Source organism: Pedobacter sp. 22163 (genome assembly GCF_052045595.1).
Lineage (GTDB): Bacteria > Bacteroidota > Bacteroidia > Sphingobacteriales > Sphingobacteriaceae > Pedobacter.
In genome coordinates, this window is record NZ_JBQEPM010000006.1 from 1 (window position 1) to 26,594 (window position 26,594).

The following is a 26,594-nucleotide window of genomic DNA, read 5'->3' on the forward strand; positions in this document are numbered from 1 at the left end:
AAGGTTTCTCTCTACTTAAGACCTGACCGATGATAGCCAGTTTAAATTCCAGGCTATACTTAATTTTTCTGCTCATAAAATGCTCCTCTTTAAGTGTCCAACTTTTTGGGGGCAGTCCACGTGCCTCGTTCCGGGCTTTCCGTTCTATCAGGTTTATTTAACCTGAGTCTGTAGTTCTTAAGTTTAAAGACTAGGCGAATCAAAGCTGCGCAGGTATTTTGAAACCTGTGGGGTACTTTAGTATTGTAAATCTGCGTTTTGGATTGTAAGGATTATGTAGCGGTTTTATCGGTGCCAGAACGCAGCGGAGCCATCAAAAACCCCATCGTTGCTTAGCTTAGGGAACGTACTTGTCAATTGGCGGTTAAATTTAAAATGGCTCTTATAGCTTGTAAGCTTTATGCAAAAAAAAATGGTTGACAGTTAACAGGCCATTGCCATTAACCATCAACCACTCACTATAAAAACAATTATTTTACTTTACCAGATAAGGCTGTAAAGCTGTTTTAATTTTTTCTTTGTTCTGGCTTGCTGTCCATTTTTCTTTAATAGATTGATCGCCCAGGTTAAAAAGTGTTTCGTAAAGCAATTTGCCATTCGCCATAGTTTGTACTTTGAATGTATTTTGCGAACCAATAATATCAGACCAAACACCGCGAACATCAGCCCAGTAGGTGTGTTGGCTGGCCCACCATTTTTGTGCATATGCGAAAGTTTTAGGGTCTATTTTCGTAAATTCCTCGTAACCTTTTTCAACAGCTAAAAGTTTATCGCCATCAGCAGAACGTACGATTTTTTTATTGTCCTGCTCAAACATCCAACCATTTTTAGTAATGGTGATTCTGCTGCCACGGTTTAATACATTGTAATCTTTACGCACAGTAGATTCTCTTCTTGGTAGTGGAGAATCTGTTTCGCTCGACCAAGAATCGTGGCCACCAACGTGGCTCCATGTGCCGTAACCCTGGTAACGTGGACTATCATCAACCTGATAAACTTTTTGTGTCCATTTTCCTTTTACATTGGCTGGCGTTAAATTGCCTTTTTTCCATGCATTACCTTCGGTATAAAGCATAATATTGGTGTCTTCATACGTCCAGTCCTGGCGCCAGTGTTTAATAACAGTGGTATCGTTAATGGCCAACATGTGTTGAATTACAATTCTTTTAGGTTCATCAACAATAATCTCTGCCCATTCGTTGCCATGGCTTTCGTAAGGCTTACTGAATTTGTAGTTTGGATCTGGGGCGGTAACTTCACCGTAGTTGAAATTCACTTCGTAAAAACCAGCCAATGATTTTATTGCTTTTCTATCCTTTTCTAGTTTTTCTTCCGGAGAGTCAACTTTTGTTTGTGCATTAGTATTAAGGGTAATTAAACCGGTTAATACTAAAATTAGGTTTAAAAATTTCATTTTTATTATTAATTAGGGTGTACTTAGCTTTCCGCTACTGCGGTATTTTTTTTCTTTTTTCCTTTTCCCCACCAGATAATGAATCCGGTTATGGGTAAGCTTGCGGCAATTAAACTGGCAAAAAAGGCTATTATTTTTCCGGTTAATCCTAAAATGGCCCCTACGTGGATATCGTAGTTCATCCCGATTACCGTTTCTCCTGCATTTTTTTCAGACTGGTTTGCGCTGTGCAACAATTTGCCGGAATACTGATCGAACTGAAGTACGTCGTAATTCCAAAATGTTTCTTTGCCCCGGTATCCTGTGGCGTAAATGGTTGCCGAACCACCATTGGCAGGCGACATGGCAATGCGATCTTCATTTTTAAAAATTTTTTTGGCTTGCTCAAAAGCAATATCGAAAGGAATTGCAGTAATGGTTTTGGTTGAATCTGATTTAACTTCTACCACTTTTGGGGGCGTGGTACTTCCCGAGGCTACTACGTAAACTGTGGTTTGGAACCATTGAAATGCCCAAACCAGACCAGTTAAGGCCAGCATTAGGCAGATTAGCATTACATAAAAACCCAGCACATTATGCATGTCGTAATTAACCCGTTTAAACCTGGCCTTCCATTTTACTTTAAAGCTCTTATCGAAGTTTGATTTTTTGAGGTTTTTAGGCCACCACATCACCATGCCAGAAATGAGGAGAAATACAAATATGAAGGTAGACCATCCGATAATCTGCTGGCCAATGGGATGATTGATCAACAAACTCCAATGGATCATTTTAACTACGCCAAAAAACTCATATTTATAATCGGCAACTAAAGTTACTTTTCCGGTGTAAGGGTTAATCAGCACAACATCATAATAATCGATAGAATCGAAATACCAGAATGCCTTAGGGTCGCCAGGTTTATAAACGCCAAGTTCCCATGCCCTTCCTGGTGCTTTATAAGCAGAAACAAAGGTGATTTTCTTTTTATTCCCCAGTGCTTTTTCGGCATTGGCCTGTAGTACACTTAAAGGGAGGGTTTTAGGATTTGATGGAACTTCTACAAAAATCTCCTTGTGGTGAATGAGTTCGGTAATTTCTTTTTGAAAAACATAAATACAACCGGTAACGCCCAACATCAGTACGATTAAACCAGATGCGATACCCAGCCACAGGTGCAGCCAGTCGCTTATCCGCCTTAAACGCGATTTCTTGTTTTTTGATTTGGTTGATGCTTTCGTTAGTGCCATTAGCAAAGCTGTATGAATAAAAGAACCAATTAGCCTTTTTTAAGACTAATTGGCTTTAAATTTTATAAAATTTTCGACTATTTAACTTCGCTAGTATAAGTTACCAAATGCCAAACTTTATCATAGTCTTTTCCATTTAATTTTCCAGGCGTTTTATCTTCAGTAAAAGCTTCCAGGAAATAATTTCCTTTTTTTTCTGGCTTGAAAGTGAATTTTCCTTCCGCATCGGTTTCAGTAGGTTGTGCTTTTCGATCAGTGTTTACAACGGTTAACTTTTGTTTTGCAAAAGGCGCTGCGTTGTAAATTACCTGATGAACTGAAGTTTCTCCAACGGTTAAAGCGTGTTTATCTGGTCTGATGGTTAATGCCGCAGCTGCCGGAAAAGTAGCGTTTATTTTTGCGTTCCCTACGGCAACGTCTGCAAAAGCATAATATTCAATTTTAGCTTTTTCATAAACCGCCGCAACTTCATGTACTACAGAAAGTTTATAAGTGCCTTCTTGATCTGGTGTGAAACTGGCTTTGAAGAAACGTACATCAGCAGTGGTTGGTAAAACCTTGGTTGTTCCATTTGGAGCAGTTAAAACCAGCTTAAATTCTTTTAAGTTGCTGAACCATTTTGCTGCAGAATCTGGTTCATTGCTCTCGTATTCTCCGAAGAAAACTTTTACTTCCTGAGTTTGTCCTTTTTTGCCTGTTGAGGCCGTTTCTATCCATAAAGCATGTGCAAAAGCGCTCGAAATGCTAAAGGTTAGAAAGAAAAATAATAATGAGATTTTAGTTTTCATATTTTCTGGTTTTGGGTTTAGATCAGGAGCAAAAGATCTGATCCAGTTGCTCCTGATTGATTTAATTAAAATTTGTAAGTAACACTTCCAGTGAAGGTTCTCAGGTCCTGAGGATTCATGGTGCTGTAACCTGTCCAGTATTTTTGATTGGTAAAATTGTCTGCTTTAACACCAAGTCTGAATCTATGATGATCATAAAATACTGATGCGTTGAAAACCTCATAGGCAGGTAATATAAATACGCCTTGGCTAACACTGTTTACAATTTTATTATCGCTGGCATAATTACCGCCGGCGCCCAATCCAAAACCTTTAAGTGATCCTGTAGCGAATTTATAACTGATCCATAAATTTGCTGAATAAGGCGCTGCAGAATAGGCATCTCTTCTGCCTTCAACATCTGGCGATGCATTTTCTAAATGGTTATCGTTATAAGCGAAACCTGCAATAATATTTAAACCGTTAACCGGGTTTGCAATAATTTCGGCTTCAATACCTTTGCTGATTTTATTGCCATCCTGGATTTGTGCATTTGGATTTGATGGATCTCCGTTATAACCCCTAACAATATCTTTAACTTTAATGTAATAGTAAGATACAGCGCCTGTTAGCTTACCATTAAATATATTTGTTTTAACTCCACCCTCAATTTGGTTTGCTTGCTCTGGTTTAAAAGCATTACCTTGATAATCTATACCGTTTAAGTTGTTAAAGCCATTCTGGTAATTGGCAAATAATGATAGCTGATCTTTAATCGGTTGAAACACCAAGCCAAATTTTGGAGAAAAAACAGTTTGTTTGTACGCGCCTTTTGGTGCCGAGCCTGCACGATCGGAATTACCTTTATTATCAAACCTGTCTACTCTTAATGCAGCTAAGGCAATTAACCTATCTGTTAAATTAATCACATCAGAAACATAAGCACTGTATGTATTGGTTTTGAAGTTATACGGATATTTAGGAACACTAGGAAGTGCCGCATAAAATGCTGCTAAATTATGTTCAGTAAAGTTATTGTAGTTAGCGCCGCTCCCATCTTTATTGGTCAGATCAAAAGTATCGATCGAATAAAATAACTGATCTGAATTTTGTCGTAAATAATCCAGGCCTAAAACCATTCTGTTTTTTACCGAACCTAAGTTAAAAGTGCCATTAAAATTTTGTTGTACTTCGTAGGTAAAGATTTTACTATTATCGGTTGATTGATCTGCTCTTGATATCAAATCGGCACCTGGTGCAGCCGTTGGGTTGCCCAGTGGAGGATAGTTGTTTGGGACTAAGAACAAATAGGTGCCACGGCCGTTAGAGAAGCTATAATTGCTTGAAAAGCTGGTGTGTGATGACCAGTTTTCGTTAAACTTGTAATTAGCTTGTCCGAAGAAGTTTGAGCTATTGTATTTCTGCTTCATCGCATCAGCAGTGAAGGATTTGTCGTACGGTATGCCAGATTGATCCGCCCTATCAAAACCAAGGTCTTTTACAGGGAAATAGAAGAAAACGAAAGGTTTTAGGGTGCTTGTACCGTTGGCAATTTCGGCATCGAAAACAAAGTCTAATTTATCGTTTACTTTATATGACAGGCTAGGTGCAATGAAGAAACCTTTGTCGTAAACATTCTCCTGGAAAGAACCTTTGTAATTGTAAGAAGTATTTAACCGGGCATAAATGTGGTTATCTTTATCAACAGGAAAATTGAAATCGGTACTAACCCGGTTAAAGTCATAGCTGCCTGTAGAAAAGCTTACTGCACCTCCCATTCCTTCGAAAGGTTTTTTGGTTATGCGGTTAATTAAGCCGCCATATGAGGTTAATGTGCTACCGAATAAAGTAGCAGATGGGCCTTTAATAAACTCTACATTTTCTAAATTAGCAGCATCGTTGCGGCCGGTTACGTTACCTGCAATTCCATTTCTGAGTTTAGCCTGTACAATAAAACCTCTTGATGCGTAATAAGCACCACCATCACCTCCACGGGAGGTTGCTTCCCACATTTTTTGAACACCGGTTGCATTACGGGCTGCATCATCAACTGAAAACACAAGCTGATCGACCATTGTTTCTTTCGTAATCGTGGTATAAACCTGAGGGTTTTCCAGGTTATTAAGGGGCATTTTTGAAACAAATCCACTTTTCTTAGCGATATACTTATTTACGCCCTGGTTAATATTTACTTCATTAAGCTGATTTGAGTTTTGGTTGATTACAAAATCAACCGTTTTGTTTTCGCCAGCAGTAATAACCAATGGTTTTTCTATGTTTTGGATACCAACAGCAGATACCCTTAAGGTATAAGAGCCTGGTTTAACTCTCTGGATTTCGAAAATACCTTTTTCATTGGTTACATTCCCCAGGCCTTTTCCTTTTAAACCAACCGAAATATAAGCAGCAGGTTTGCCATCTGAAGTGGTAACAGTACCACTTATGGTCGAAAACTGCTGGGCAAATGAAAGTATACTGGTAAAAGTTAAAAGAAATGTTAAACTGAAAAGTTTGATTTTAAGCATGGTAGTATTTATTTGGATCAATTCTAAACAGTCGCAAAATAACGGTACAAAATCGGATTATCCAAATTATTTTGAATTATTCTAAATAGTAATGTTTCGATAGTAAGTAGGTGTGTGGTTTGATAACATAATCCAATTAATACCAATCTTGATTTTTCTGCCAACGAGCTATTGGATATGATTGTCTATGTTTTTGAAATTTGGGTTTGAAGTAAACAAATGAATTATTGTAGATAAAAGCATGTAAATATCAATTCGTGAGCTGTGAATGTGAGTATAAGTATGATTAATATTATTTTTTATCTATAATAACAGCATAATAATGTAGGATTAAATATGAAGAGTTGTATTTTTTGTGTTAAAATGCGGTTGTTTATTGCTAAAAACATAATGTTTACTATGGTTATGAATTTATAGATTAGTATTTGTTATAAGGGGCATAACTGAACTTTATTTAATCTCAAAACTCAATTAAACTTTTTACATTCAATCTTAATTCTCAACGCTTATGAGGTTTTTCACTATTTGTTTATTTTTTTTGTCGGTTATTTTAATCTTTTCCTGTAAAAAGGATAAAGAACTAAATTATACGACTTCTAAGGTGATGTCTTTAGATAAGACAATTTCCTTTGATTCAAAAATAATTGCTGCCGGATTAGATTCCACACAGTTTTTAGGTCTACATCAATATGCTTGTCCTGGAACCAATGCAAAAGGATGTCAAACAGACTATTCGTCAGCTCCTGGATGTGTGCAACAAGTTACATGTCCATCTGTTGTTAAACCTGAAAATCATCCTTCACCATGTAATTATGGAAGCATTGCTTACGGTTGCTTTTCAGGCGCTCCTCTTGGTGGAAGTCCGGGTTGTAGTCCCTTGGTAAATTGTCAAACACCGCCGGATTGATTTACCATTTATATTATATACTAAATAATCATTTATGCCCCTCCTCTTATATTAAAATAAACAAAGGATTATGCCTTGGATCTGGCTTGGAAAATTTTCAGATTAATAAACCAGGTTTGTATCCTTACATTGGTTTTATGGAGACGAACTTTTTTCAGTTCAGTTAACTCTAAAAATTGTTAAAATATGTTGAGATTACAATTCGCATTGCTCTATTTACTCTTTTTATCTTTTTGTTTTTTTGCATGTAAAAATAGCGATGAAAATAAATATATCGTAAAAACTAAACAAGCAAAGAATACAAATGATTATATACTTGAAATAAAATCGGTTAAAATCCCATGTAACAATCTTATTAGACAGTATTTTACTTATACTATTTTAAATCAACGAAACAAAAACTATTTAATTGGCTATAATCCAAAATTAGCAAGTATTGATATATATGATTTGGATGAAAGATTATTTATCAAAAGATTGAATTTGTACAGCAAAAAACTCTCAATTTCAAATCTTGATAAAAAGGATTTGGATAAATCAAGAAGTGTTAATGATATATTGGCTAGGAACATGGATTCAATTATCCTTAATTATGGGAATAAAAAAATAATTATTTTAGATACTGCTCTGCGGTGCAAAAAAATAATTTCCTTAGATAGTATAGTCATTGGTAGTAATATACCCACTAAACTTGTCTCTTATAGTCATGATTTTAAGATGTTTTTTTCAGGAAATCGTCTTGTTTTAAAACAACTTTACTCCAATTATAATTGGAAAATAAGAGTTCCTGTATTTGCCGCATTAAATTTAGAAAATGCAAAATTGACTAATCTTCCAATCACATATTCTGATTACTTATATAATATTAAGGGAAATGCCGGTTTTTTATCTTCTGTGATTACAAGTGAATTTCAAAAGAACGATCACGATCTTATTACCTATAGTTTTATTTACGAATCAAATATATATCAATACAATCCTAAAAATTCAACTATTACTTGCTACGGAGCAAAGGTATCGAGAGGAAAAAATTTAGTTGACTCAATTTCATATAAAAATGATGACGATATAAATAAATGGGTAACTCATCATGTAGAGAACCCTCAATTTTTTAATGTGATATATGATAAGTATAGAAAATTATATTATAGATTTAGTTTGGAGAACATATCACAAAAAAACGGGAATTATTTTAATACTATTTTAGATAAACCATTGACATTAATGGTGTTTAACGAAAAATTTGAAGTGATTAAGGAGTTAGTATTACCTATGTATAAATACGCAATTAACACTTGGTTTCTTACTAAAGAAGGTCTGTTTATTTCGCCAACACATGTAAAGAACAAAGTTTTCGAATCTTCCTATTTAAAATTTGATATTATACAAATCTCTAAGAAAAAATAATATGAAAATACTTAGTATAATACTGTTTTTATTAGTAATTATAAGCTGTAATAATGAAAAGTCATCAGTTGATGAAAAACATTTAGATATGTACTTTAAAGAAAAGCAAAATACCGATCTACTTCAATTAAATAATTTTTTCATAGTTGTAATTTCCGGAAATTGTGGTTCCTGTACAGAAAAGACTGTTAAATTTCTCAAACAACTTGGAGACAAGAAGGAAAATAAATTTAGGGATTACAAAAAAATAGTTATAATCCCCAGCAATAATGCAGAGGTTTTAGATTCGATAAAAAATTCCAATATACAATTCATCGTTGATGAAGGATTTGAATTGGAAAAATATGGAGTCAACTTTCAACGAAATGCTTTTTTTGAATTTAAGAATGCCAAACTGGTTTATAAAGATTGGTTGTATCTGGATAACGTTGATACGGTGGCAAAAAAATACAGTTTCATTCTCAAATAAAAAATCGCTTTATATATTGAGCCCAATAATATAAAGCGATCATAAAAATATTTTATCTCTTATTTGATCAATATCACCTGTAAACTTAAAGGGCGTTCAGTATCATTTGAAGGTGTTACCAAACCGCCACAAATAATGTCATAATGATAGCCCGCTGTAAAACTGGTGCTGGCGGAAGTAGCTATAACTGTTCCGGATGGAGTTTCTTTAGCATCCAATGTATAAGTTCCTGCATCTACAGCAATAAAACCACTCGCACTTTTATAGGCTTTATTGGTAGCCAGCGTGGTAGTTGCGCTCGTTTTTGCCAGGTCTAAAGCTGGTGCATCAGGCGATAAATTGATAAAGCGGATGTAGGCTTTATCAGTTGATGGAATAGAAAGATCATCACCAATGGTATAAACATCTAGCGCAGTCGGTTTATTAATTAAATAAGCAGAATAATAGGTGCTTGCATTTAAAGTAATGGTTTTGGTTAACAAACTCTCTGCGCTACTGGCCGTCGTAAATTTTAAACTGTAAGCGCCTGCGGCATAAGAAACATAGGCTGCAGAGCCTCCAAATGGTAAAGCTGCCGAATTAACCATGCTGCCATTAAAGTAAGCGTTGTAGGTAGCCAAAGAAGGTGATGCATTGATTACCCTTAAATAAGATATGTTGGGATCGGCAGTTTCGGTTTTTTTACATGAAGTTAATGCTGTAAAAGCAATTAGAACAAATAAAAGGATCGATTTGAAATGAAATGGCGTAAAATTTTTCATACGGTTAAAATTTGATTTAATATTTTAAGGAGTATCCATAAAACGATAGCCAGATCGCATTCGCTACAGACATACAAATATTGAGTTTAAACCTTATTACGGGATGTTAAATGATGTTAAGCAGATGTTAAAGTTTGTTGCATTTTTTTAACAATGTTAAAATTGGCAATAGAACCTAACAACTGAAATGTACGATACCCGGTTTTTTTAAAATTTATAAGTGCCTCAATACTTGATTAAGTCAGATTAGTTCAATAAAATTGAAAGCTTAACATAAAAAAATGATGATATTATTGTGTAACTCGATTTTTATTTAAACCTTTGCACCTCAATAGAGTTAAAGCCGTTTTAATACGCAAGAAATGATTAAACAAATTTTACATAAACTTTCTGTTTCCACAGCACAAAATGTGTCTGGAAAAGGTATGTTTATTAATCATTTTCAGCCCGTGTTTTATTATCCCACAAGCCGGCAAAATTTCACTCCACGTATTTAGTACCTACACTAAACGTAACGAGGAATTGATCCTCTCTAAAAACCCAATTAACAAGAATACTTATAATTTTTCGTTAGAAAACGAATGGATATTAACGAATTTATAGTGCAGGTTGCACTTCCTGAACATCGTGTATTTGCAGAAGAAATAGTAACCGAAATGGCAGAATCGGCAAAAGCTCGTGGAACAGGGATTGCTAAGCGTTCGCCGGAATATATTTCTAATAAAATGCAAGAAGGCAAATCGGTTATTGCTTTCCATAAGGATGGCTCATGGGCAGGATTTTGCTATATAGAAACCTGGAGCCACGGACAGTTTGTGGCCAATAGCGGTTTAGTGGTAAGTCCTAAATACCGCAAAGCGGGATTAGCAAAAGCCATCAAAAATGAAATTTTCGGTTTATCGAGAAAGTTGTACCCAAAGGCAAAAATATTTGGTTTAACAACAGGCCTGGCTGTAATGAAAATCAATTCAGATTTAGGCTATGAGCCTGTAACCTACAGCGAACTTACCCAGGATGAAGAGTTTTGGAAAGGCTGCCAAAGCTGCGTAAACTTCGAGATTTTAAAAATGAAGGAACGCAAAAACTGTATGTGTACAGCTATGCTTTACGATCCGGCAGAGAAGAAACATGAGGTAGCCAAGCAATTTGCCGAAGAACTGCAAAAGAAACCCAAATTATACGAGCGCTTTATGCGCATTAAGCAGCGTTTAGTTGTTAAACCTAAGCCGAAAACTGGCTTAAAAGCCATTTTATTTTTATTTACCTTTTTATTTAAATAGCATGAAAAAAGTTGTTTTAGCATTTAGCGGAGGCTTAGATACCTCATTTTGTTGTATTTACCTGGCACAAGACCGTGGATTAGAAGTTCATTCAGTAATTGTAAATACTGGTGGTTTTTCTGATGAAGAGTTACAGGAAATTGAGAAAAGAGCATATGCTTTAGGCGTAAAATCGCATGCTGTTGTAGATGAAACTGAAAGTTACTATGAAGGATGTATTAAGTACCTGGTTTTTGGTAACGTATTAAAAAATGCTACTTATCCATTATCGGTAAGTGCTGAGCGTGTTAGTCAGGCAACAGCTATTGCCAACTATGTGAAAAACATTGGTGCAGATTATGTAGCTCATGGAAGTACCGGTGCAGGTAACGATCAGGTACGTTTCGATATGATCTTCAATATCCTTATCCCAGGGGTTGAAATCATCACCCCAATTAGAGATTTAAAATTATCCCGCGAAGCGGAAATAGAATATTTAGCACAACATGGTGTAGAATATAGTGCAGAGAAAGCCAGATACTCAATCAACAAAGGTTTATGGGGAACTTCGGTAGGAGGAAAGGAAACTTTAACTTCTCACGAAACTTTACCGGAAAGCGCCTGGCCAACGCAGGTTTCGGAAACTGAATCTCGTAGGGTAGAATTAACCTTCGAAAAAGGTGAACTGGTTGCTATTGATGGTGAAAAATTAGCGCCTGTTAGGGCTATTCAAAAATTACAGGCAATCGCTCAACCTTTCGGCATCGGTAGAGATATCCACGTTGGCGATACCATTATTGGCATTAAAGGCCGCGTAGGTTTTGAGGCGGCTGGCCCCATTATCATTATCAAAGCACACCATACTTTAGAAAAGCACACCTTAACCAAATGGCAGTTAAGCTGGAAAGAACAGCTATCTTCTTTCTATGGTAACTGGTTGCACGAAGGTCAGTTCCACGATCCGATTATGCGGAATATTGAAGCTTTTTTAACTGATACACAAAAATTTGTGAGCGGTAAAGTATTTGTAGAGTTGTTACCATACCGTTTCCAGGTTATCGGAATTGAATCAAACCATGATTTAATGAGCAATAAATTTGGTAGCTATGGCGAAATGAATAATGCCTGGAGCGGAGAAGACGTTAAAGGTTTCTCTAAAATATTTGGTAACCAGGTAATGATCTGGCATAAAGTAAATAACGAGGCATAGCCTCAAAGGTAGAAGGTAGAGGGTTTAAGCTTTAAAGCTGCATTAGCATTTAAACCTTATACCTTAGGCCTCAAACCCTAAACCTTTTTAAATATGAAAATTAAAGCAGGAATAATTGGTGGTGCGGGTTACACTGGAGGCGAAATGTTACGTATTTTGGTTAACCACCCAAATGTTGAAATTGCTTTCGTAAACAGTACAAGCAACGCCGGAAACTTAATTTCTGATGTACATACTGACTTAATTGGCGATACGGATTTAAAATTCGTAAGCGATATTCCGCAGGATATCGACGTGCTTTTCCTTTGTGTTGGCCATGGCGATGCGAAGAAGTTTTTAGCCGCTAATCCAATTAACGATAACATTAAAATTATCGATTTGTCACAGGATTTCAGGTTGCATGCAAATGCTAACTTTTCGAGCAAAGACTTTGTTTACGGATTACCCGAACTAAACCGCGATAAAATTAAAGCAGCTAAAAATATTGCTAACCCTGGCTGTTTTGCAACTTGTATCCAATTGGGCTTGTTGCCTTTGGCTTCAAAAGGTTTGATCAAGAATGAAGTTCATATCAATGCAACTACGGGATCTACCGGTGCAGGACAAAGTTTGTCTACAACCTCGCACTTCAGCTGGAGAAACAATAATCTTTCGATTTATAAAGCATTCGAACACCAGCATCTGAATGAGATAACCGAGAGTTTGTTGCAGTTGCAACCGTCACTTTCTGAAGCTTTAAGTTTTATCCCACAGCGTGGTGCATTTACCAGAGGTATTTTAGCTGCCATGTACCTCGAAAGTGATTTAAGTTTAGAAGAAGCACAAAACATTTACGAAGCATACTACAGTGCTCATCCATTTACACATGTAAGCCGGAAAAACATCGATTTAAAACAGGTTGTGAACACCAACAAGGCATTGGTACATATAGAAAAACACGGTGGTAAATTATTTATCATCAGTATTATTGATAACCTGTTAAAAGGTGCCAGCGGACAAGCAGTTCAGAATATGAATTTAATGTTCGGCTTGGATGAAACAGCAGGACTTAAGTTAAAAGCAGCCAACTTTTAATTAAGGTAAAGGGTGTAGGGTTTAAGGCGTAAGGTAAAGCAATGAGAGACTACAAAAAACTTGACGTTTGGAAAAAGGCACATGAATTGAATATGTTCATCAAAAAGAATATTGCAACTCAATTTCCAAAAGAGGAGAGATTTGAATTGACCTCACAACTTACCCGGGCTTCCTTATCTATACCCTTGAATATTGTTGAAGGATGTGGAAGATTTACAGATAAAGATTTTGCGCACTTTCTTGATAATGCTTTAGGTTCTGCCAACGAGATAGATTATTGTTGTTTATGTGCTTCTGAATTAAAGTATATAAGTGAAGATGATTATCTAAAAGTAAACCAATCAATTAACGAAGTTAGGGCAATGCTAATTTCATTTTTAAAATTTTTGAGAAGTGGAGGGAAAAAACCTTAAACCCTACGCCTCAAACCTTATACCTCAAAAAAAATGCAACTATTCGACGTTTACCCACTTAACGATATAGAAATAATCAAAGCAGCAGGCAGTAATGTTTGGGATGCTAATGATCAGCAATATTTAGATTTGTATGGCGGTCATGCTGTAATTTCAATCGGGCATACCAACCCGCACTATGTAAACCGCTTAACCGATCAATTAAATAAAGTTGGTTTTTATTCAAATTCAGTAAAAATTCCTTTGCAGGTTCAGCTTGCAGAATTATTGGGAACTGTTTCTGGTAAAAAAGACTTTCAACTTTTTTTATGTAATTCTGGAGCTGAGGCAAATGAAAATGCTTTAAAATTGGCTTCATTTTATAACGGAAGAAAAAAGGTAATTGCTTTTACGGGTGCTTTCCACGGACGTACATCTTTGGCAGTCGCTGTAACGGATAATCCTAAAATTGTGGCACCGGTTAACCAGACCGAGAATGTAATCTTTTTGCCTTTTAATAATGAGGTTGCATTAGAAGAAACTTTTAAAGCACAGGGCAATGAAATTTCGGCTGTTATTATTGAAGGCATTCAAGGTGTAGGCGGCATTAAAGAAGCTTCGAAAAGTTTCTTGCAGAAAATCCGTTCACTTTGTGATGAATATAATGCAGTTTACATTGCCGATAGTGTACAATGCGGCTATGGTAGAACTGGTACTTTTTACTCGCACGATTACGCTGGGGTTGAAGCAGATGTTTATACCATGGCGAAAGGAATGGGTAACGGTTTTCCGGTAGCTGGGATTTCTATTGCGCCTAAATTTAAACCTTGGCATGGAGAGTTGGGTACAACTTTCGGTGGCAACCATTTAGCTTGTGCTGCTGCTTTAGCTGTTTTAGAGGTAATGCAACAAGAGAACCTGATGAAAAATGCTGAAGAGGTGGGCAGTTACTTAATTGCCGAATTAAAGAAATTTGAGCAGGTAGTAGAAGTACGTGGCCGTGGATTAATGATCGGTATCGAGCTACCTGCCGAACTGGCGCATGTTAAAAAAGAATTATTATTTACACACCATATCTTTACTGGCGAGGCAAAACCGAACGTGATCCGTTTATTGCCTGCCTTAAATTTAACAAAAGCACATGCTGATGAGTTTTTAGCAGCTTTTGAAAAAGCGGTAAAAGGTGTAGGGCATAAGGTTTAGGGTGATGAGAGACTATAAAAAACTTGACGTTTGGAAAAAAGCTCATGAATTAAATATGTTCATCAAGAAAGATATTGCGATTAGATTTCCAAAAGAAGAAAGGTTTGAATTAACGTCTCAATTAACTAGAGCAGTACTATCTATACCTTTAAATATTGTTGAAGGATATAGAAGATTACCGATAAAGATTTTGCCCATTTTTTAGATACAGCGTTGGGCTCAACTAATAAAATTGATTATTGTTGTTTATGTGCTTCAGAATTAAAATACATAAGCGAAGAAGAATATTTAAAAGTTAACCAAGCAATTAATGAAGTTAGGGCAATGCTAATTTCTTTTTTGAAATTTTTAAGAGCAGGTGGAAAGGAAAAACCTTAAACCTTACACCTTAAACCTTATACCTTAATATGAAACTTTTCACTTCCGTACACGATGTTCCAAGCATCAAACAGTTTGTAAATGATGCGCTAGCGTTAAAGGCGAATCCTTATGCGCACCAAGATTTAGGTAAGAACAAAACCTTAGGTTTAGTTTTTATGAATCCAAGTTTACGTACCCGGTTAAGTACCCAAAAAGCGGCCTTAAACTTAGGTATGAATGTAATGGTGATGAATCTGGATAAAGAAGGCTGGGCTTTAGAAACACAGGATGGTGTAGTGATGAATGGCTCGACAGTTGAACATATCCGCGAAGCTGCTGCGGTGATGGGCCAATACTGCGATATTTTAGGCTTGCGTTCTTTTCCAAAACTGAATAACCGCGAGGAAGATTATAGCGAAGATTTCTTCAATAAATTCGTTAAATATTGTGCCGTGCCTGTAGTGAGTTTAGAGAGTGCAACACGTCACCCACTACAAAGCTTTGCCGATATTATTACCATCCACGAAACCTGGACAAAGAAACCCGATGGACGCAAACCAAAGGTAGTTTTGGCTTGGGCGCCTCATGTAAAGGCTTTACCTCAGGCAGTACCAAATTCTTTTGCAGAGTGGATGTGCAAAGCTCAGGCAGAAGGGATGATCGATTTTACCATTGCGCAACCAGAGGGTTATGAACTTTCGGAAGATTTTACGCCTAATGCCGATATTCAGTATAATTTAGAAGAGGCTTTAGCTGGTGCTGATTATGTGTATGTGAAAAACTGGAGTAGTTATAAAGAGTACGGTAAAGTGTTGACTTATCCTGATGGCTGGATGATGAATAATGATAAACTGAAATTCACAAACGATGCTAAAGTGATGCACTGTTTGCCAGTTCGTCGGGATTTAGAATTATCGTCTGAGATTTTGGATGGACCAAATTCATTGGTTATTCATGAAGCCGGAAACCGTTTATGGGCAGCACAGGCGGTGATTAAAGCGATGTTGGAGGAATTGAAATAGCATTAGCTGGATGGGAAAGCCAATGAAAAATATAACAACAGATTTTAAGCAGATTATTTTGCTTATTACAGAAGCCCGGAACCGGGTTTACAGTAAAGCGAATGCAGAACTGGTGATGTTATATTTTAATGTTGGCAAAATCGTTTCAGAAAAAGTGGTTAACGGTAAGTGGGGCGACGGAACCGTAAATGATTTAGCAGATTATATCGCAGAGAAACAGCCTGTGTTAAAAGGATTTAACCGCCGTGGGCTTTATAGGATGAAACAATTTTATGAAGTTTACGGTGATAACGAAATTGTGTCAACACTGTTGACACAATTTCAAGATGCTGATGATAAGTCTGATAGATTTGTGACAACAGTGTTGACACAAATACCGTGGTCTTCTCATTTACACATTTTAAACAAAACAAAAACTATAGAAGAAAAGTTATTTTATATCTATAATTCTATCAAAGAAAAATTATCGGTAAGAGAACTTGAGCGCCAATTAAATTCTGCTACTTTTGAACGGACTATGCTTGGTAATAAGTTTAGTTTCGCAATGACGAAACAACTGCCCCAAGGAATTTTTAAAGATCCCTATATTTTTGAGTTTTTAGCTTTACCCGAAATTCATTCAGAAAACGATCTGCAGCAAGCATTAATTAAAAACCTGCAAAATTTCATATTGGAAATGGGCAAAGGTTTTACTTATATGGGCAGCGAATATAGATTGCAGGTAGGTAATAAAGATTACTATACAGATTTGTTATTTTACCATCGGGATTTGCAGTGCATGGTTTTGTTTGAGTTGAAGATAGAAGAATTTCAACCTGAGTTTTTGGGAAAATTAAACTTTTATCTTGAAGCATTGGATCGAGATGTTAAGCGGCCTCATGAAAATCCCAGTATTGGTGTTTTATTGTGTAAAGGTAAAGATGTTGAAGTCGTGGAATATGCCTTGGCCAGAAACTTGTCGCCAGCACTAATTGCCGATTATGAAACTAAACTAATCGATAAAAAGTTGCTAGCAGAAAAACTACATCAACTTTCAGAAATTTTTTATAGAAATGAAGAATAAACAACTCACTATCATAAAAATCGGCGGAAACGTAATCGATAATTCCGAAAACCTACACCAGTTTTTATTGGATTTTACGGCATTGCCAGGAGATAAAATCCTGGTGCATGGCGGGGGTAAAATTGCGACTGAACTGAGTGAATCGTTGGGCATTGAAGCCAAAATGGTTGAAGGGAGAAGAATCACCGATATCGAAACACTACGTATTGTAACGATGGTTTACGCCGGACTGATCAATAAAAATATGGTTGCCCAACTACAGGCCAAAGGAAGTAATGCGATTGGTTTAACCGGCGCAGACGGTAATATCATTAAAGCGAAAAAAAGGCCTGTTAGTACCAAAACTTATGGTGCAGAGGCAGGCCCTATGGCAGGTGCAGTTATTGATTACGGCTTTGTGGGCGATTTAGATGAAAATTCTGTTTCAGCGAATACTTTAGGCGCTTTATTAAATGCTGGCTTTGTTCCGGTTTTATGTGCCATTACACATGATGGTGATACCCAGCTTTTAAATACCAATGCCGATACCATTGCCTCTTCTGTTGCTGTGGCTATGTCAAGTTTATATGAAACGCGTTTGGTATATTGCTTTGAGAAAAAAGGGGTACTTAGAGACGTTAATGATGACGCTTCTGTTGTAAGAGAAATTAAAGCTGATGAGTTTGAAGGTTTAAAAGCCGATGGAACTGTGCAAGGTGGAATGATCCCTAAACTGCATAATGCCTTTGAAGCGATTAAGAAAGGAGTTTCTGCAGTTTATATCGGTAAGGCCGATGAACTTGATGAGCTTGAAGAAGGAACCTTTGGGACTAAGATGTTAAAGTAAGTTTTTAACCACCAAGACACGAAGAACACAAAGGATTATTAATCTATTTAGTGTCCTTGCGCTTTAGTGGTAAAAAGTTTTGCCCTGGTATGGAAAAGAAACCGATTAATTGCTGACTTTGCCATCTAAACCTGATAGTAGTGAAAAGCTCCCGATTTTTCATTGGGACTTGCAACGGATAGCAGGACTGAACATCAATAGAATTGCTGAAATTGCTTTTCAAAAGGAAACATAAATCTGTATAATCAATTAATCTGTGTAACTAACCCGCAGGAAAATTAATAATCATGACAAAAAAAATAGCCATAATTGGTAGCGGAAATATCGGTTTATCTTTAGCGAAAGGTTTGGTGAAAGCCAGCTTTGCCCAAGCTGCCGACATTACGCTTACCCGTAGAAACATCGACCATTTAAAATCTTTTGCCGAAGCCGGTTTTAATGTAAGCAATAACAATAAACAGGCTGTAGTTGATGCTGATGTTGTGATTTTGGCTGTTCTGCCACAACAATTAAATACCGTTTTAGACGAAATCCAAACTTCAATTGTTCCGGCCAAACATTTGGTTATTTCGGTGATTTCTGGCGTGAGCTGTGCTGCGGTTAGAGAAAAATTAGGCGACGATGTTGAGGTAATCAGGGTGATGCCTAACACGGCAATTGCTATTGGTCAATCGATGACTTGCATGGCCAGCGATAATGCATCAGCAGAAAATATTGCAAGTGTGACTAAAATGTTCGAAACAGTAGGCTCAGTGGTGAAAATTAATGAAGACTTAATGACTTCGGCAACAGCACTTTGTGCCTGCGGGATTGCGTTCTTTTTAAGGGCAATCAGGGCTGCATCGCAAGGTGGAGTAGAAATCGGTTTTCATGCTGACGAAGCTTTAAAAATGGCAGTTCAAACGGCTAAAGGAGCGGCCGATTTGCTTTTATTACATGGAACACACCCTGAATCAGAAATAGATAAAGTAACTTCGCCGAAAGGTTGTACCATAGCAGGTTTAAATGAAATGGAACATAACGGTTTTAGCTCATCATTGATAAAAGGTATTAAACTTTCGGCTTTAAAAGCAGGGAATCTGTATACTAAAGAAGGTTAAAGGTGTAGGGTTTAGGGCATAAGGTCTTAATTACAAACATAAAACTGAAAGCCAAAATAAAGGTAGAAAGTTTAAAGACAGGTTTAGTCTTGATACTTGATACTAATTACTTGATACTATGTTATTAGAAAATATACAAAAAGAAAGTCTGGATTTATTGCGACAGTTGATCCGAATCCAGTCTTTTAGTAAAGAAGAAGATCGAACGGCGAATTTAATTGCGCAGTTTTTGGAGGAGAGAGGGGTTAAGACTCAGCGTAAAATGAATAACGTTTGGGCTTACAACAAACATTTTGATCCGGCTAAGCCAACACTTTTGTTGAATTCACATCACGATACGGTTAAGCCTAATTCTGGTTACACCCGCGATCCTTATGATGCTGCAATTGAAGGTGATAAACTGTTTGGTTTGGGCAGTAATGATGCAGGTGGTTGTTTAGTGTCGCTAATTGGTACATTTTTATACTACTACGAACAAGAAGGTTTAAAATATAACATCTGTTTGGCAGCGACTGCTGAGGAAGAAATTTCTGGTAACAATGGTTTAGAACTGGTTCTGCCTGATTTAGGTGAGCTTGAATTTGGAATTGTAGGCGAGCCTACAGAAATGAATTTAGCCATTGCAGAACGTGGCTTGTTGGTGTTGGATTGTGTATCGCATGGAAAAGCTGGTCATGCGGCACGTGAAGAAGGAGAAAATGCAATTTACAAAGCATTAAAAGATATCGAATGGTTTAGAAACTATCAGTTTCCAAAAGTATCCGAAGTTTTCGGGCCATTAAAAATGACGGTTACGATTATCAACGCTGGTTCACAGCATAACGTTGTTCCGGCAAATTGTACTTTTACGGTTGATGTTCGCGTAACAGATGCATACACTAATGAAGAGGTTTTAGAGATCATCAGGGCAAATGTTGATTGTGATGTTACCCCACGGTCTATCCGCTTAAAACCCTCGTCGATTGATAAAAACCATCCGGTTGTTCAGGCCGGTGTTGCCCTTGGAAAAACTACTTATGGTTCACCTACTACTTCCGATCAGGCATTGTTGGATATCCCATCGGTAAAATGTGGCCCAGGGTTTTCTGGCCGCTCGCACATGGCTGATGAGTTTTTATATGTTAGAGAAGTAGCCGAAGGAGTTGAGGGATATGTTAATATGTTAAAACCGGTAATCAACGGTAAATAATTAAATCAATTTTATTTTTATGAAAAAAACGCTCTTCTTTTTATCTCTTTTTTTATTATTTCAAACAGCTAAAGCTCAAGATACAAGTGTTGAAAAATCGGTTTTTGGTGCACAGATTGGGTTTTTAGGCATATGGGTGCACAACGAAGCCCGGTTATCGGATCAGATTGCCTTAAGAACTGAACTAGGTTTTGACAGCGGAATATGGGGCGGTTCTTTTTATGATAAAACGGGTTATGTATTTACACCTGTTATTACAGCCGAACCGAGATGGTATTATAACTTGGATAACAGGAAAGCAAAATCGAAAAGAATTGACGGTAACAGCGGAAATTTTCTTTCGTTAAAAACGAGTTATCACCCCGATTGGTTCGTGATTTCAAACTACGAAAATATTAGTATTGTAAGTGATTTATCAATTGTGCCAACCTGGGGAATCAGACGGAATATAGGTAAACATTTTAATTACGAAGCAGGTATTGGATTAGGCTATAGAAGAATTTTTGCAAAAAGCGCGGGTTACTTAAAAGATGAAGATGATCTTGCCGTTAACCTGCATTTGAGAATTGGTTATCGACTATAAAAAAGAATATTAAAACAAAAATGGCATTTCAGTTCTGAAATGCCATTTTTGTTTTTGCTGGTTATTTATTGTCCTCAGCTTCAAAAGCCCGGGCTTCTAAGTGTTTTTCCATATCTAACCGGTTTACACCTTTACTCCACCATTCGGGAGCAGATTTTCCTTTAAGCATATAATCGAAATACTCCATCATCCGTACGGCATAATCTTTACGGTTTGGTAATTTTGCTATTCCGTGATTTTCACCGCGATAGGTAATCATCACAACTGGTTTGTTTAACCTTCTTAAGCCGTTGTAATATTCAATACCCTGGGTAAAATCTACAGCCCCATCTTTATCATTGTGTAAAAGCAATAACGGGGTTTGTACTTTTTTGATGTGATACACTGGAGAGTTGCGTGCGAAAGCATCCCAGTTGTCCCAATAACCAGGCGTTAACCTACCTTGGCTGGCTTCGAAAATGGCTTGGTTTGTGCCTCCGCTATTCCAGTAAATTAAGCTGTACATGCTGATCATGTTGGTTAAAGGTGCTCCAGCTGCGGCCGCTTTAAAAATATTGGTTTGAGTAATTAAAAATGAAGTTTGATAACCACCCCATGAGTGACCATGGATAGCCACATTTTTTTCGTCAACAATTCCGGTGGCAATGGCTGCTTTCACTGCAGGTACTACGCAGGCAACGGCCGACATGCCCGGATCATTTAGCTTATATTTTATATCTGGCATTAAAACCGCATATCCATTGCTGGTGTACATCGCTTTATTGAAACCTCCACCAGGAAATGTAGGCATGGTATAAGTATTCAGGTCATCAGTTAATCTTTCATAAATGTATGTAATGGTAGGATAAGCCTTTCCGGGAATATAATTGGCAGGTAAATAAATGGCCGCTTGTAAGCTATCGCCATTTGCACTCACATAGTCAATTAGTTTTACACCTGATGACCATGCATATTTGGCCTGATCTGGAGTATTTGTGGTTACTTTTTTGGCAGTACTTAAATCGCCCGCTGTACTTACATAATAATCAGGAGATTGCTGAAAATTACTTTTGGTATAGGTAAAAACTTTAGCTTGTTCGGCTTTTGAAAAACTTTGGTAAGCATTGTCATCCAGGAACAAGATATTGATCTTAGATTTACCTGCAGGTAAAATCCCAATGCCGTTTTTCTTGTTTTTGGTATTAAATACTGCAAAATACTGGTCTTTGCTTAAATCAGCACCTTTTTCATCTGCATCAACGCGGAAACGGGTGACTACTTCGGTTTTCTTGTTTTTCCAATTATCAGATAGCGGAGTAACACTATTCCCGTCAGCAGAGATTTTCCATAAATCGTAATTGTCTTTAATCAATGCGTACTTAGAATCAGCTGACCAGCCCAGGTTTTGTGTGGCTGGTTTTATTACATTATGGTCATCCAATTCATCAACAAAAGAAGATTTAATCTTGCCGGTGAGATTAGCCGTTTTTCCGCTTTCTAAATTGATGCTATAAAATACACCGTCAACATAATAACTGGCTAAATTTCCGTTTGGTGCAACTACAAGCCTTCCTCCGTTAGAGGCATACATTTTTTCAAATAGTAATTTCTTGCCAAAGGTTTTAAGGTTGATCAGATAAACGTCAACATAACTTTGCCCATCTAAATTTCCCATCAGTTCATATTTCGAATTATCGTACCCAATCGCGTATAAACTTTTCGGGTTTACACTAACTGAGCGCATATTGCTGTCTGCAAGCTGGATGAATTTTTTATCCGCAATGCGATAAGCACTTAAATAACTAAAGTTTTTATCACGCATTTCTTGCGTTTGTTGGGCCGATTGTAATCTCTTATCCTGCCAATTCCAGATAATCATATCAGGTTTCTCGATATCATCTTTTTTAACCTCAGGTTTTGCCTTAGCTAAAGTATCTGATTTCTTATCCTCCTTTTTTTCATCTTTCTTTTCTTCCTTTTTGGTTAATGTATTAACGCCAAGGAACAACACGGTTTGATCGTCAGACCAGAATGGGGTAGCATTGATGTTGATGCCCATATTGGCTGGGAATATTTTGTCGTCAATACCATTGTATATTACTTTGTTTGTTAAATCTCCGTTGATTTTGTTAAAACCGAGCATGCTGTAAACGTCATCTTTATATTTGTCGTTTTTATTAGCTTTTAGCAAGGCAAACGCAGTTCCCTGTTCATTCCACCCAAGTTTCTGGTAAACAGCTTTATCATTATCAAGTGCAGTGGTAATGCCTGTTTTCATATCACGTAAGAAAATACCGTTTCCATTTTGCCCTGCTGCATCGATAACATATGCAAACTGGTTTCCTGTTTTGTTAAATGCAAACTCTGAAACATTACCGAGGTTGTAACTTTTTTTGGTGATAAGATTGTAAAGCAGTACATCGGTACCTTTTGGTGCATCTTTCTCTTTAGAAGCATTTTCTGCCGGAGCAAATTGGATGGCAATCCATTCAGGTGATTTCTCAGAAAAGCTAAAACTTTTTACCTTTTCGAAAGTCGTCTGTTTGTTATCACTCAGCGAAACCAATAAGAGTTTATCATAAACCGGTTTGTTTGTTTTCTTCGCTGCTTTGGCTTCGCTATCCTTAAGTGCAACTTTAAAAGCAGCAAATTTTGAATCGTTTGAAAATGAGATGCTATTAGCCGTTGCACCAATTGGGTAGTTGCGGCTTAAAGTATCATTGGTTTTTCTGATCGTCATCTTTAGATCTCCCTCAACCGGTCCGCTGGCCAGGGCAATCCATTCACCGTTGGGCGATAAGGTAGCAGGTCTGTTAAAGGTCCATTTAGAAACATCTTTCCAGCCTAATGCTGGTTTTTCCTGTGCCTGCAGATTGTGTATTACAAGCATGAAAAAAACGGTGGAGAACAGTTTTAGGGATTTCATAATAAGTTTAAGTTTATACGAAAATAAGCTTTTAAACCAAGAATTATGAGTAGCCATATAAAATTGAGTTTATTGGCGTTTTAATGTGCATTACAATCAATCTCATTCCTGATTTCTAATGTATTTGTTGTACTTTTGCGGGTATTTCGACTGCCTTTGTGCAGGTATAAAATAGAGCAATCACAAGAATGAAAATCTGGCAAAAAAATATAGATGTAAATCAGTTTGTAGAGCGTTTTACGGTTGGTAAAGACCGTGAACTGGATCTGCAAATGGCAAAGTTTGATGTATTGGGTTCTTTGGCGCATACACAGATGTTAGAAACCATTAATTTGCTAACAGCTGAAGAACTGAAGACGGTTCAACAAGAGTTGAAAAACATTTACGCTGAAATTGAAGCTGGAAATTTCACCATCGAAGACAGTGTAGAAGATGTACACTCACAGGTGGAGTGGTTGCTTACGCAGCGTATTGGCGAAGCAGGCAAGAAAATCCATAGTGGCCGGTCGCGCAACGATCAGGTGCTGGTTGATTTGAAACTGTTCTTTAGGGCTTGCATCGAAGATATGGTTGGCCAAACTTCAACTTTGTTTAATGAACTAATTGAGCTGAGCAATACGCACAAAGATAAATTGATGCCTGGCTATACACATTTGCAGATTGCTATGCCATCGTCTTTTGGCTTGTGGTTTGGGGCTTATGCCGAAAGCCTGGCAGATGATATGGAGCTGATGTTGGCTGCCTGGAAAATCTGCAATAAAAATCCTCTGGGCTCTGCAGCAGGTTATGGCTCGTCATTCCCTTTAAACAGGACTTTGACAACTAATTTGCTGGGTTTTGAAAGCTTAAACTATAATGTAGTTTATGCGCAGATGGGCAGAGGTAAAACGGAAAGAATTTTAGCTCAGGCAATGAGTGCAGTTGCAGCAACTTTAGCTAAAATGGCGATGGATGTGTGTTTGTTCATCAATCAAAATTTCGGATTTATTAGTTTTCCGGCAGAGCTTACCACAGGTTCGAGTATTATGCCACACAAGAAAAACCCTGATGTTTTTGAGTTGATCCGTTCGCGTTGCAATAAAATTCAGGCTTTGCCGAATGAAATTGCCATGATGATTACCAATCTGCCATCAGGTTATCACCGCGATTTGCAATTGCTAAAAGAAAATTTATTTCCGGCGATTACTTCTTTAAACGAATGTTTGGAGATCGCTACTTTTATGTTCCAGAACATCACGATAAAGGATGATATTTTGAAAGATAAAAAATACGATTACCTGTTTAGCGTTGAAGTAGTGAATGATCTGGCGCTCCAAGGTGTTCCATTTAGAGAGGCTTATAAAATTGTTGGCGAACAGATAGAAAATGGTAGTTTTGCACCATCTGGCCAAATACATCATACGCATGAGGGAAGCATCGGCAACCTTTGTAACGAGCAGATTGCAGCAGCAATGCATGGGGTATTATCTCAGTTTGGCTTCGGAAAAGTGAATAAAGCAATAGAAGATTTAATTCGCTAATTATAAAGGTGATAATAAATAATAATATATGAAAGTTTCAGTATTAGCCAGTTCATTAATTGGCTCAGAAATTATAAAAATCGGTAATGAAGTTAACGAAATGAAGCGTAAAGGTGCTTCAATCGCTAATTTAACCATAGGCGATTTTGACGCAAACATTTACCCAATCCCAACTGAATTAAAAGCTGGAATTGTTGATGCGTACAATGCCAACCAAACCAATTATCCGCCTGCTGATGGTGTTTTGCCTTTGCGCGAAACGGTTTCAGAATTATTAAAGGATAGATTTGGGTTGGAGTACAACACCAATAGCATTTTAGTTTCTGGCGGTTCACGTCCGTTAATTTATGCTACTTACCTGGCTTTGATCGATCCTGGAGATACTGTGGTTTTCCCCGCTCCATCTTGGAACAACAACCACTATTCTCACTTAACTTCGGCAAAAACAATTGCGGTAGAAACTGATGCTGCGCATAATTTTATGCCAACAGCAGCGCAATTAAAACCGCATTTAAAAGGAGCAACTTTATTGGCCTTGTGTTCGCCATTAAACCCAACAGGAACCATGTTTGATGCAGATTCCTTAGCTGAAATCTGTGATGCCGTTTTAGAAGAAAATGCCTCACGTGGAGCTGATGAAAAACCGTTATACATGATGTATGATCAGATTTATTCGCTTTTAACTTTCGGAAAAGAGCATGTAAACCCAGTTTCTTTGCGCCCTGCAATGCGTCCTTTTACCGTTTTTGTTGATGGTAGCTCGAAATGTTTGGCTGCAACGGGTGTACGTGTAGGCTGGGGTTTTGGTCCGGAGGATATTATCAATAGAATGAAAGCTTTGGTCGGTCATATGGGTGCCTGGGCGCCAAAAGCCGAGCAAGTGGCTATGTCTAATTATTTTAACGATAAAGCACAGGTTGATAATTTTTTGACAAGTTTTAAAGGCCAGATTCAAGATAGCTTAAACGCACTTTATAATGGCTTTAACGAATTAAAAGCTGAGGGTTTTAATGTTGATGCTGTTGAACCAATGGGTGCAATTTATTTAACAATCAAAATTGATTATATCGGGAAAACTACTGAAGATGGTCAGCTTTTAAAAGACAGTGCAGATGTAAATTTTTACCTGATCAAAGAAGCCGGAGCAGCTTTGGTTCCATTCTCTGCGTTTGGAAATGAAGACAGTATGCCTTGGTTCAGGGCTTCGGTTGGGGCTTGTACCTTGCAGGATATCAAAGATATGTTACCAAGGATTAAAACCGCTTTGAGTAAGTTAAAATAAGATTCTAAGCATATAAGAAAACCTCTACAGTTAATTTGAAGAGGTTTTTTTATTCTAATTAATTTCTACAAATGATCGTCATTGCGAGGCACGAAGCAATCCTAACGCGGTCGCTATGACCTTAAGT

General features: G+C 37.2%; 24 protein-coding genes. 18 read left to right on the forward strand and 6 right to left on the reverse strand.

The window, feature by feature from the left end:
• Positions 1 to 475: 475 nt before the first annotated feature.
• The 4 genes from ACTJKN_RS16040 to ACTJKN_RS16055 form a co-directional block, all read right to left on the reverse strand.
• Positions 476 to 1,414 carry a DUF6607 family protein gene (locus ACTJKN_RS16040; protein WP_440826563.1) on the reverse strand — a complete coding sequence of 313 codons (939 nt, stop codon included), beginning with the start codon at positions 1,412 to 1,414 and terminating at the stop codon, positions 476 to 478.
• 23 nt (positions 1,415 to 1,437) lie between these two features.
• Positions 1,438 to 2,643, reverse strand: a complete 1,206-nt coding sequence (locus ACTJKN_RS16045; RefSeq protein ID WP_440826564.1) for a PepSY-associated TM helix domain-containing protein — start codon at positions 2,641 to 2,643, stop codon at positions 1,438 to 1,440.
• A gap of 77 nt (positions 2,644 to 2,720) precedes the next feature.
• On the reverse strand, positions 2,721 to 3,431 hold the full coding sequence (locus tag ACTJKN_RS16050) for a DUF4198 domain-containing protein (protein WP_440826566.1): 711 nt from the start codon (positions 3,429 to 3,431) through the stop codon (positions 2,721 to 2,723).
• 65 nt (positions 3,432 to 3,496) lie between these two features.
• Complete coding sequence (locus ACTJKN_RS16055) at positions 3,497 to 5,935, reverse strand: TonB-dependent receptor domain-containing protein (RefSeq protein WP_440826567.1); 2,439 nt, start codon at positions 5,933 to 5,935, stop codon at positions 3,497 to 3,499.
• Between the two features lie 508 nt (positions 5,936 to 6,443).
• On the opposite strand from ACTJKN_RS16055, the gene ACTJKN_RS16060 reads away from it, so the two are divergent.
• The 3 genes from ACTJKN_RS16060 to ACTJKN_RS16070 all read left to right on the forward strand — a co-directional run bounded on the left by ACTJKN_RS16060 (position 6,444) and on the right by ACTJKN_RS16070 (position 8,718).
• A complete protein-coding gene (locus ACTJKN_RS16060) occupies positions 6,444 to 6,842 on the forward strand; it encodes a hypothetical protein (protein ID WP_440826569.1) in 399 nt (132 codons plus the stop codon).
• Positions 6,843 to 7,028: 186 nt separating this feature from the next.
• Entirely contained in the window at positions 7,029 to 8,249 is a 1,221-nt protein-coding gene (locus tag ACTJKN_RS16065) for a DUF4221 family protein (RefSeq protein WP_440826571.1), read from the forward strand.
• A 1-nt stretch (position 8,250) separates the two neighbouring features.
• Positions 8,251 to 8,718: a hypothetical protein gene (locus tag ACTJKN_RS16070; protein WP_440826573.1), complete on the forward strand. Its 468-nt coding sequence runs from the start codon at positions 8,251 to 8,253 to the stop codon at positions 8,716 to 8,718.
• A 59-nt stretch (positions 8,719 to 8,777) separates the two neighbouring features.
• On the opposite strand, the gene ACTJKN_RS16075 is transcribed toward ACTJKN_RS16070, so the two are convergent.
• Complete coding sequence (locus ACTJKN_RS16075) at positions 8,778 to 9,479, reverse strand: DUF4397 domain-containing protein (protein WP_440826575.1); 702 nt, start codon at positions 9,477 to 9,479, stop codon at positions 8,778 to 8,780.
• 581 nt (positions 9,480 to 10,060) lie between these two features.
• Between ACTJKN_RS16075 and ACTJKN_RS16080 the strand changes: the two genes are divergently transcribed.
• From ACTJKN_RS16080 to ACTJKN_RS16140, 13 genes are all read left to right on the forward strand, one after another.
• Positions 10,061 to 10,759 carry an N-acetyltransferase gene (locus ACTJKN_RS16080; protein WP_108197890.1) on the forward strand — a complete coding sequence of 233 codons (699 nt, stop codon included), beginning with the start codon at positions 10,061 to 10,063 and terminating at the stop codon, positions 10,757 to 10,759.
• Between the two features lies 1 nt (position 10,760).
• Positions 10,761 to 11,948 carry an argininosuccinate synthase gene (gene argG, locus ACTJKN_RS16085; RefSeq protein ID WP_440826577.1) on the forward strand — a complete coding sequence of 396 codons (1,188 nt, stop codon included), beginning with the start codon at positions 10,761 to 10,763 and terminating at the stop codon, positions 11,946 to 11,948.
• A 93-nt stretch (positions 11,949 to 12,041) separates the two neighbouring features.
• Entirely contained in the window at positions 12,042 to 13,022 is a 981-nt protein-coding gene (gene argC, locus ACTJKN_RS16090) for an N-acetyl-gamma-glutamyl-phosphate reductase (RefSeq protein ID WP_440826578.1), read from the forward strand.
• Positions 13,023 to 13,063: 41 nt separating this feature from the next.
• Positions 13,064 to 13,435 carry a four helix bundle protein gene (locus ACTJKN_RS16095; RefSeq protein WP_183767535.1) on the forward strand — a complete coding sequence of 124 codons (372 nt, stop codon included), beginning with the start codon at positions 13,064 to 13,066 and terminating at the stop codon, positions 13,433 to 13,435.
• 33 nt (positions 13,436 to 13,468) lie between these two features.
• On the forward strand, positions 13,469 to 14,617 hold the full coding sequence (locus ACTJKN_RS16100) for an aspartate aminotransferase family protein (protein ID WP_440826579.1): 1,149 nt from the start codon (positions 13,469 to 13,471) through the stop codon (positions 14,615 to 14,617).
• Between the two features lie 4 nt (positions 14,618 to 14,621).
• Complete coding sequence (locus tag ACTJKN_RS16105; RefSeq protein ID WP_440826580.1) at positions 14,622 to 14,822, forward strand: four helix bundle protein; 201 nt, start codon at positions 14,622 to 14,624, stop codon at positions 14,820 to 14,822.
• A gap of 8 nt (positions 14,823 to 14,830) precedes the next feature.
• Positions 14,831 to 14,995 (forward strand): hypothetical protein, encoded by a 165-nt coding sequence (locus ACTJKN_RS16110; protein ID WP_440826582.1) that lies wholly within the window; start codon positions 14,831 to 14,833, stop codon positions 14,993 to 14,995.
• Between the two features lie 29 nt (positions 14,996 to 15,024).
• Positions 15,025 to 15,999 carry an acetylornithine carbamoyltransferase gene (locus ACTJKN_RS16115; RefSeq protein ID WP_440826584.1) on the forward strand — a complete coding sequence of 325 codons (975 nt, stop codon included), beginning with the start codon at positions 15,025 to 15,027 and terminating at the stop codon, positions 15,997 to 15,999.
• Between the two features lie 22 nt (positions 16,000 to 16,021).
• Complete coding sequence (locus tag ACTJKN_RS16120; protein WP_440826586.1) at positions 16,022 to 17,062, forward strand: PDDEXK nuclease domain-containing protein; 1,041 nt, start codon at positions 16,022 to 16,024, stop codon at positions 17,060 to 17,062.
• A complete protein-coding gene (gene argB, locus ACTJKN_RS16125) occupies positions 17,052 to 17,888 on the forward strand; it encodes an acetylglutamate kinase (RefSeq protein ID WP_440826588.1) in 837 nt (278 codons plus the stop codon). The genes ACTJKN_RS16120 and argB overlap by 11 nt, the downstream gene beginning before the upstream one ends.
• Before the next feature lie 287 nt (positions 17,889 to 18,175).
• The gene (gene proC / locus ACTJKN_RS16130) at positions 18,176 to 18,988 is read left to right on the forward strand and encodes a pyrroline-5-carboxylate reductase (protein ID WP_440826589.1); all 813 of its coding nucleotides are present in this window, start codon (positions 18,176 to 18,178) and stop codon (positions 18,986 to 18,988) included.
• 118 nt (positions 18,989 to 19,106) lie between these two features.
• Positions 19,107 to 20,177, forward strand: a complete 1,071-nt coding sequence (locus tag ACTJKN_RS16135; RefSeq protein ID WP_440826591.1) for a M20 family metallo-hydrolase — start codon at positions 19,107 to 19,109, stop codon at positions 20,175 to 20,177.
• A 19-nt stretch (positions 20,178 to 20,196) separates the two neighbouring features.
• Positions 20,197 to 20,760, forward strand: a complete 564-nt coding sequence (locus tag ACTJKN_RS16140; protein WP_440826592.1) for a hypothetical protein — start codon at positions 20,197 to 20,199, stop codon at positions 20,758 to 20,760.
• A gap of 61 nt (positions 20,761 to 20,821) precedes the next feature.
• Here ACTJKN_RS16140 and ACTJKN_RS16145 read toward each other — a convergent pair whose 3' ends face one another.
• Positions 20,822 to 23,665: an alpha/beta hydrolase family protein gene (locus ACTJKN_RS16145; RefSeq protein WP_440826594.1), complete on the reverse strand. Its 2,844-nt coding sequence runs from the start codon at positions 23,663 to 23,665 to the stop codon at positions 20,822 to 20,824.
• A 188-nt stretch (positions 23,666 to 23,853) separates the two neighbouring features.
• Between ACTJKN_RS16145 and argH the strand changes: the two genes are divergently transcribed.
• Complete coding sequence (argH, locus tag ACTJKN_RS16150; RefSeq protein WP_440826596.1) at positions 23,854 to 25,185, forward strand: argininosuccinate lyase; 1,332 nt, start codon at positions 23,854 to 23,856, stop codon at positions 25,183 to 25,185.
• A 28-nt stretch (positions 25,186 to 25,213) separates the two neighbouring features.
• Positions 25,214 to 26,467: a pyridoxal phosphate-dependent aminotransferase gene (locus ACTJKN_RS16155; protein WP_440826598.1), complete on the forward strand. Its 1,254-nt coding sequence runs from the start codon at positions 25,214 to 25,216 to the stop codon at positions 26,465 to 26,467.
• Positions 26,468 to 26,594 lie beyond the last annotated feature (127 nt).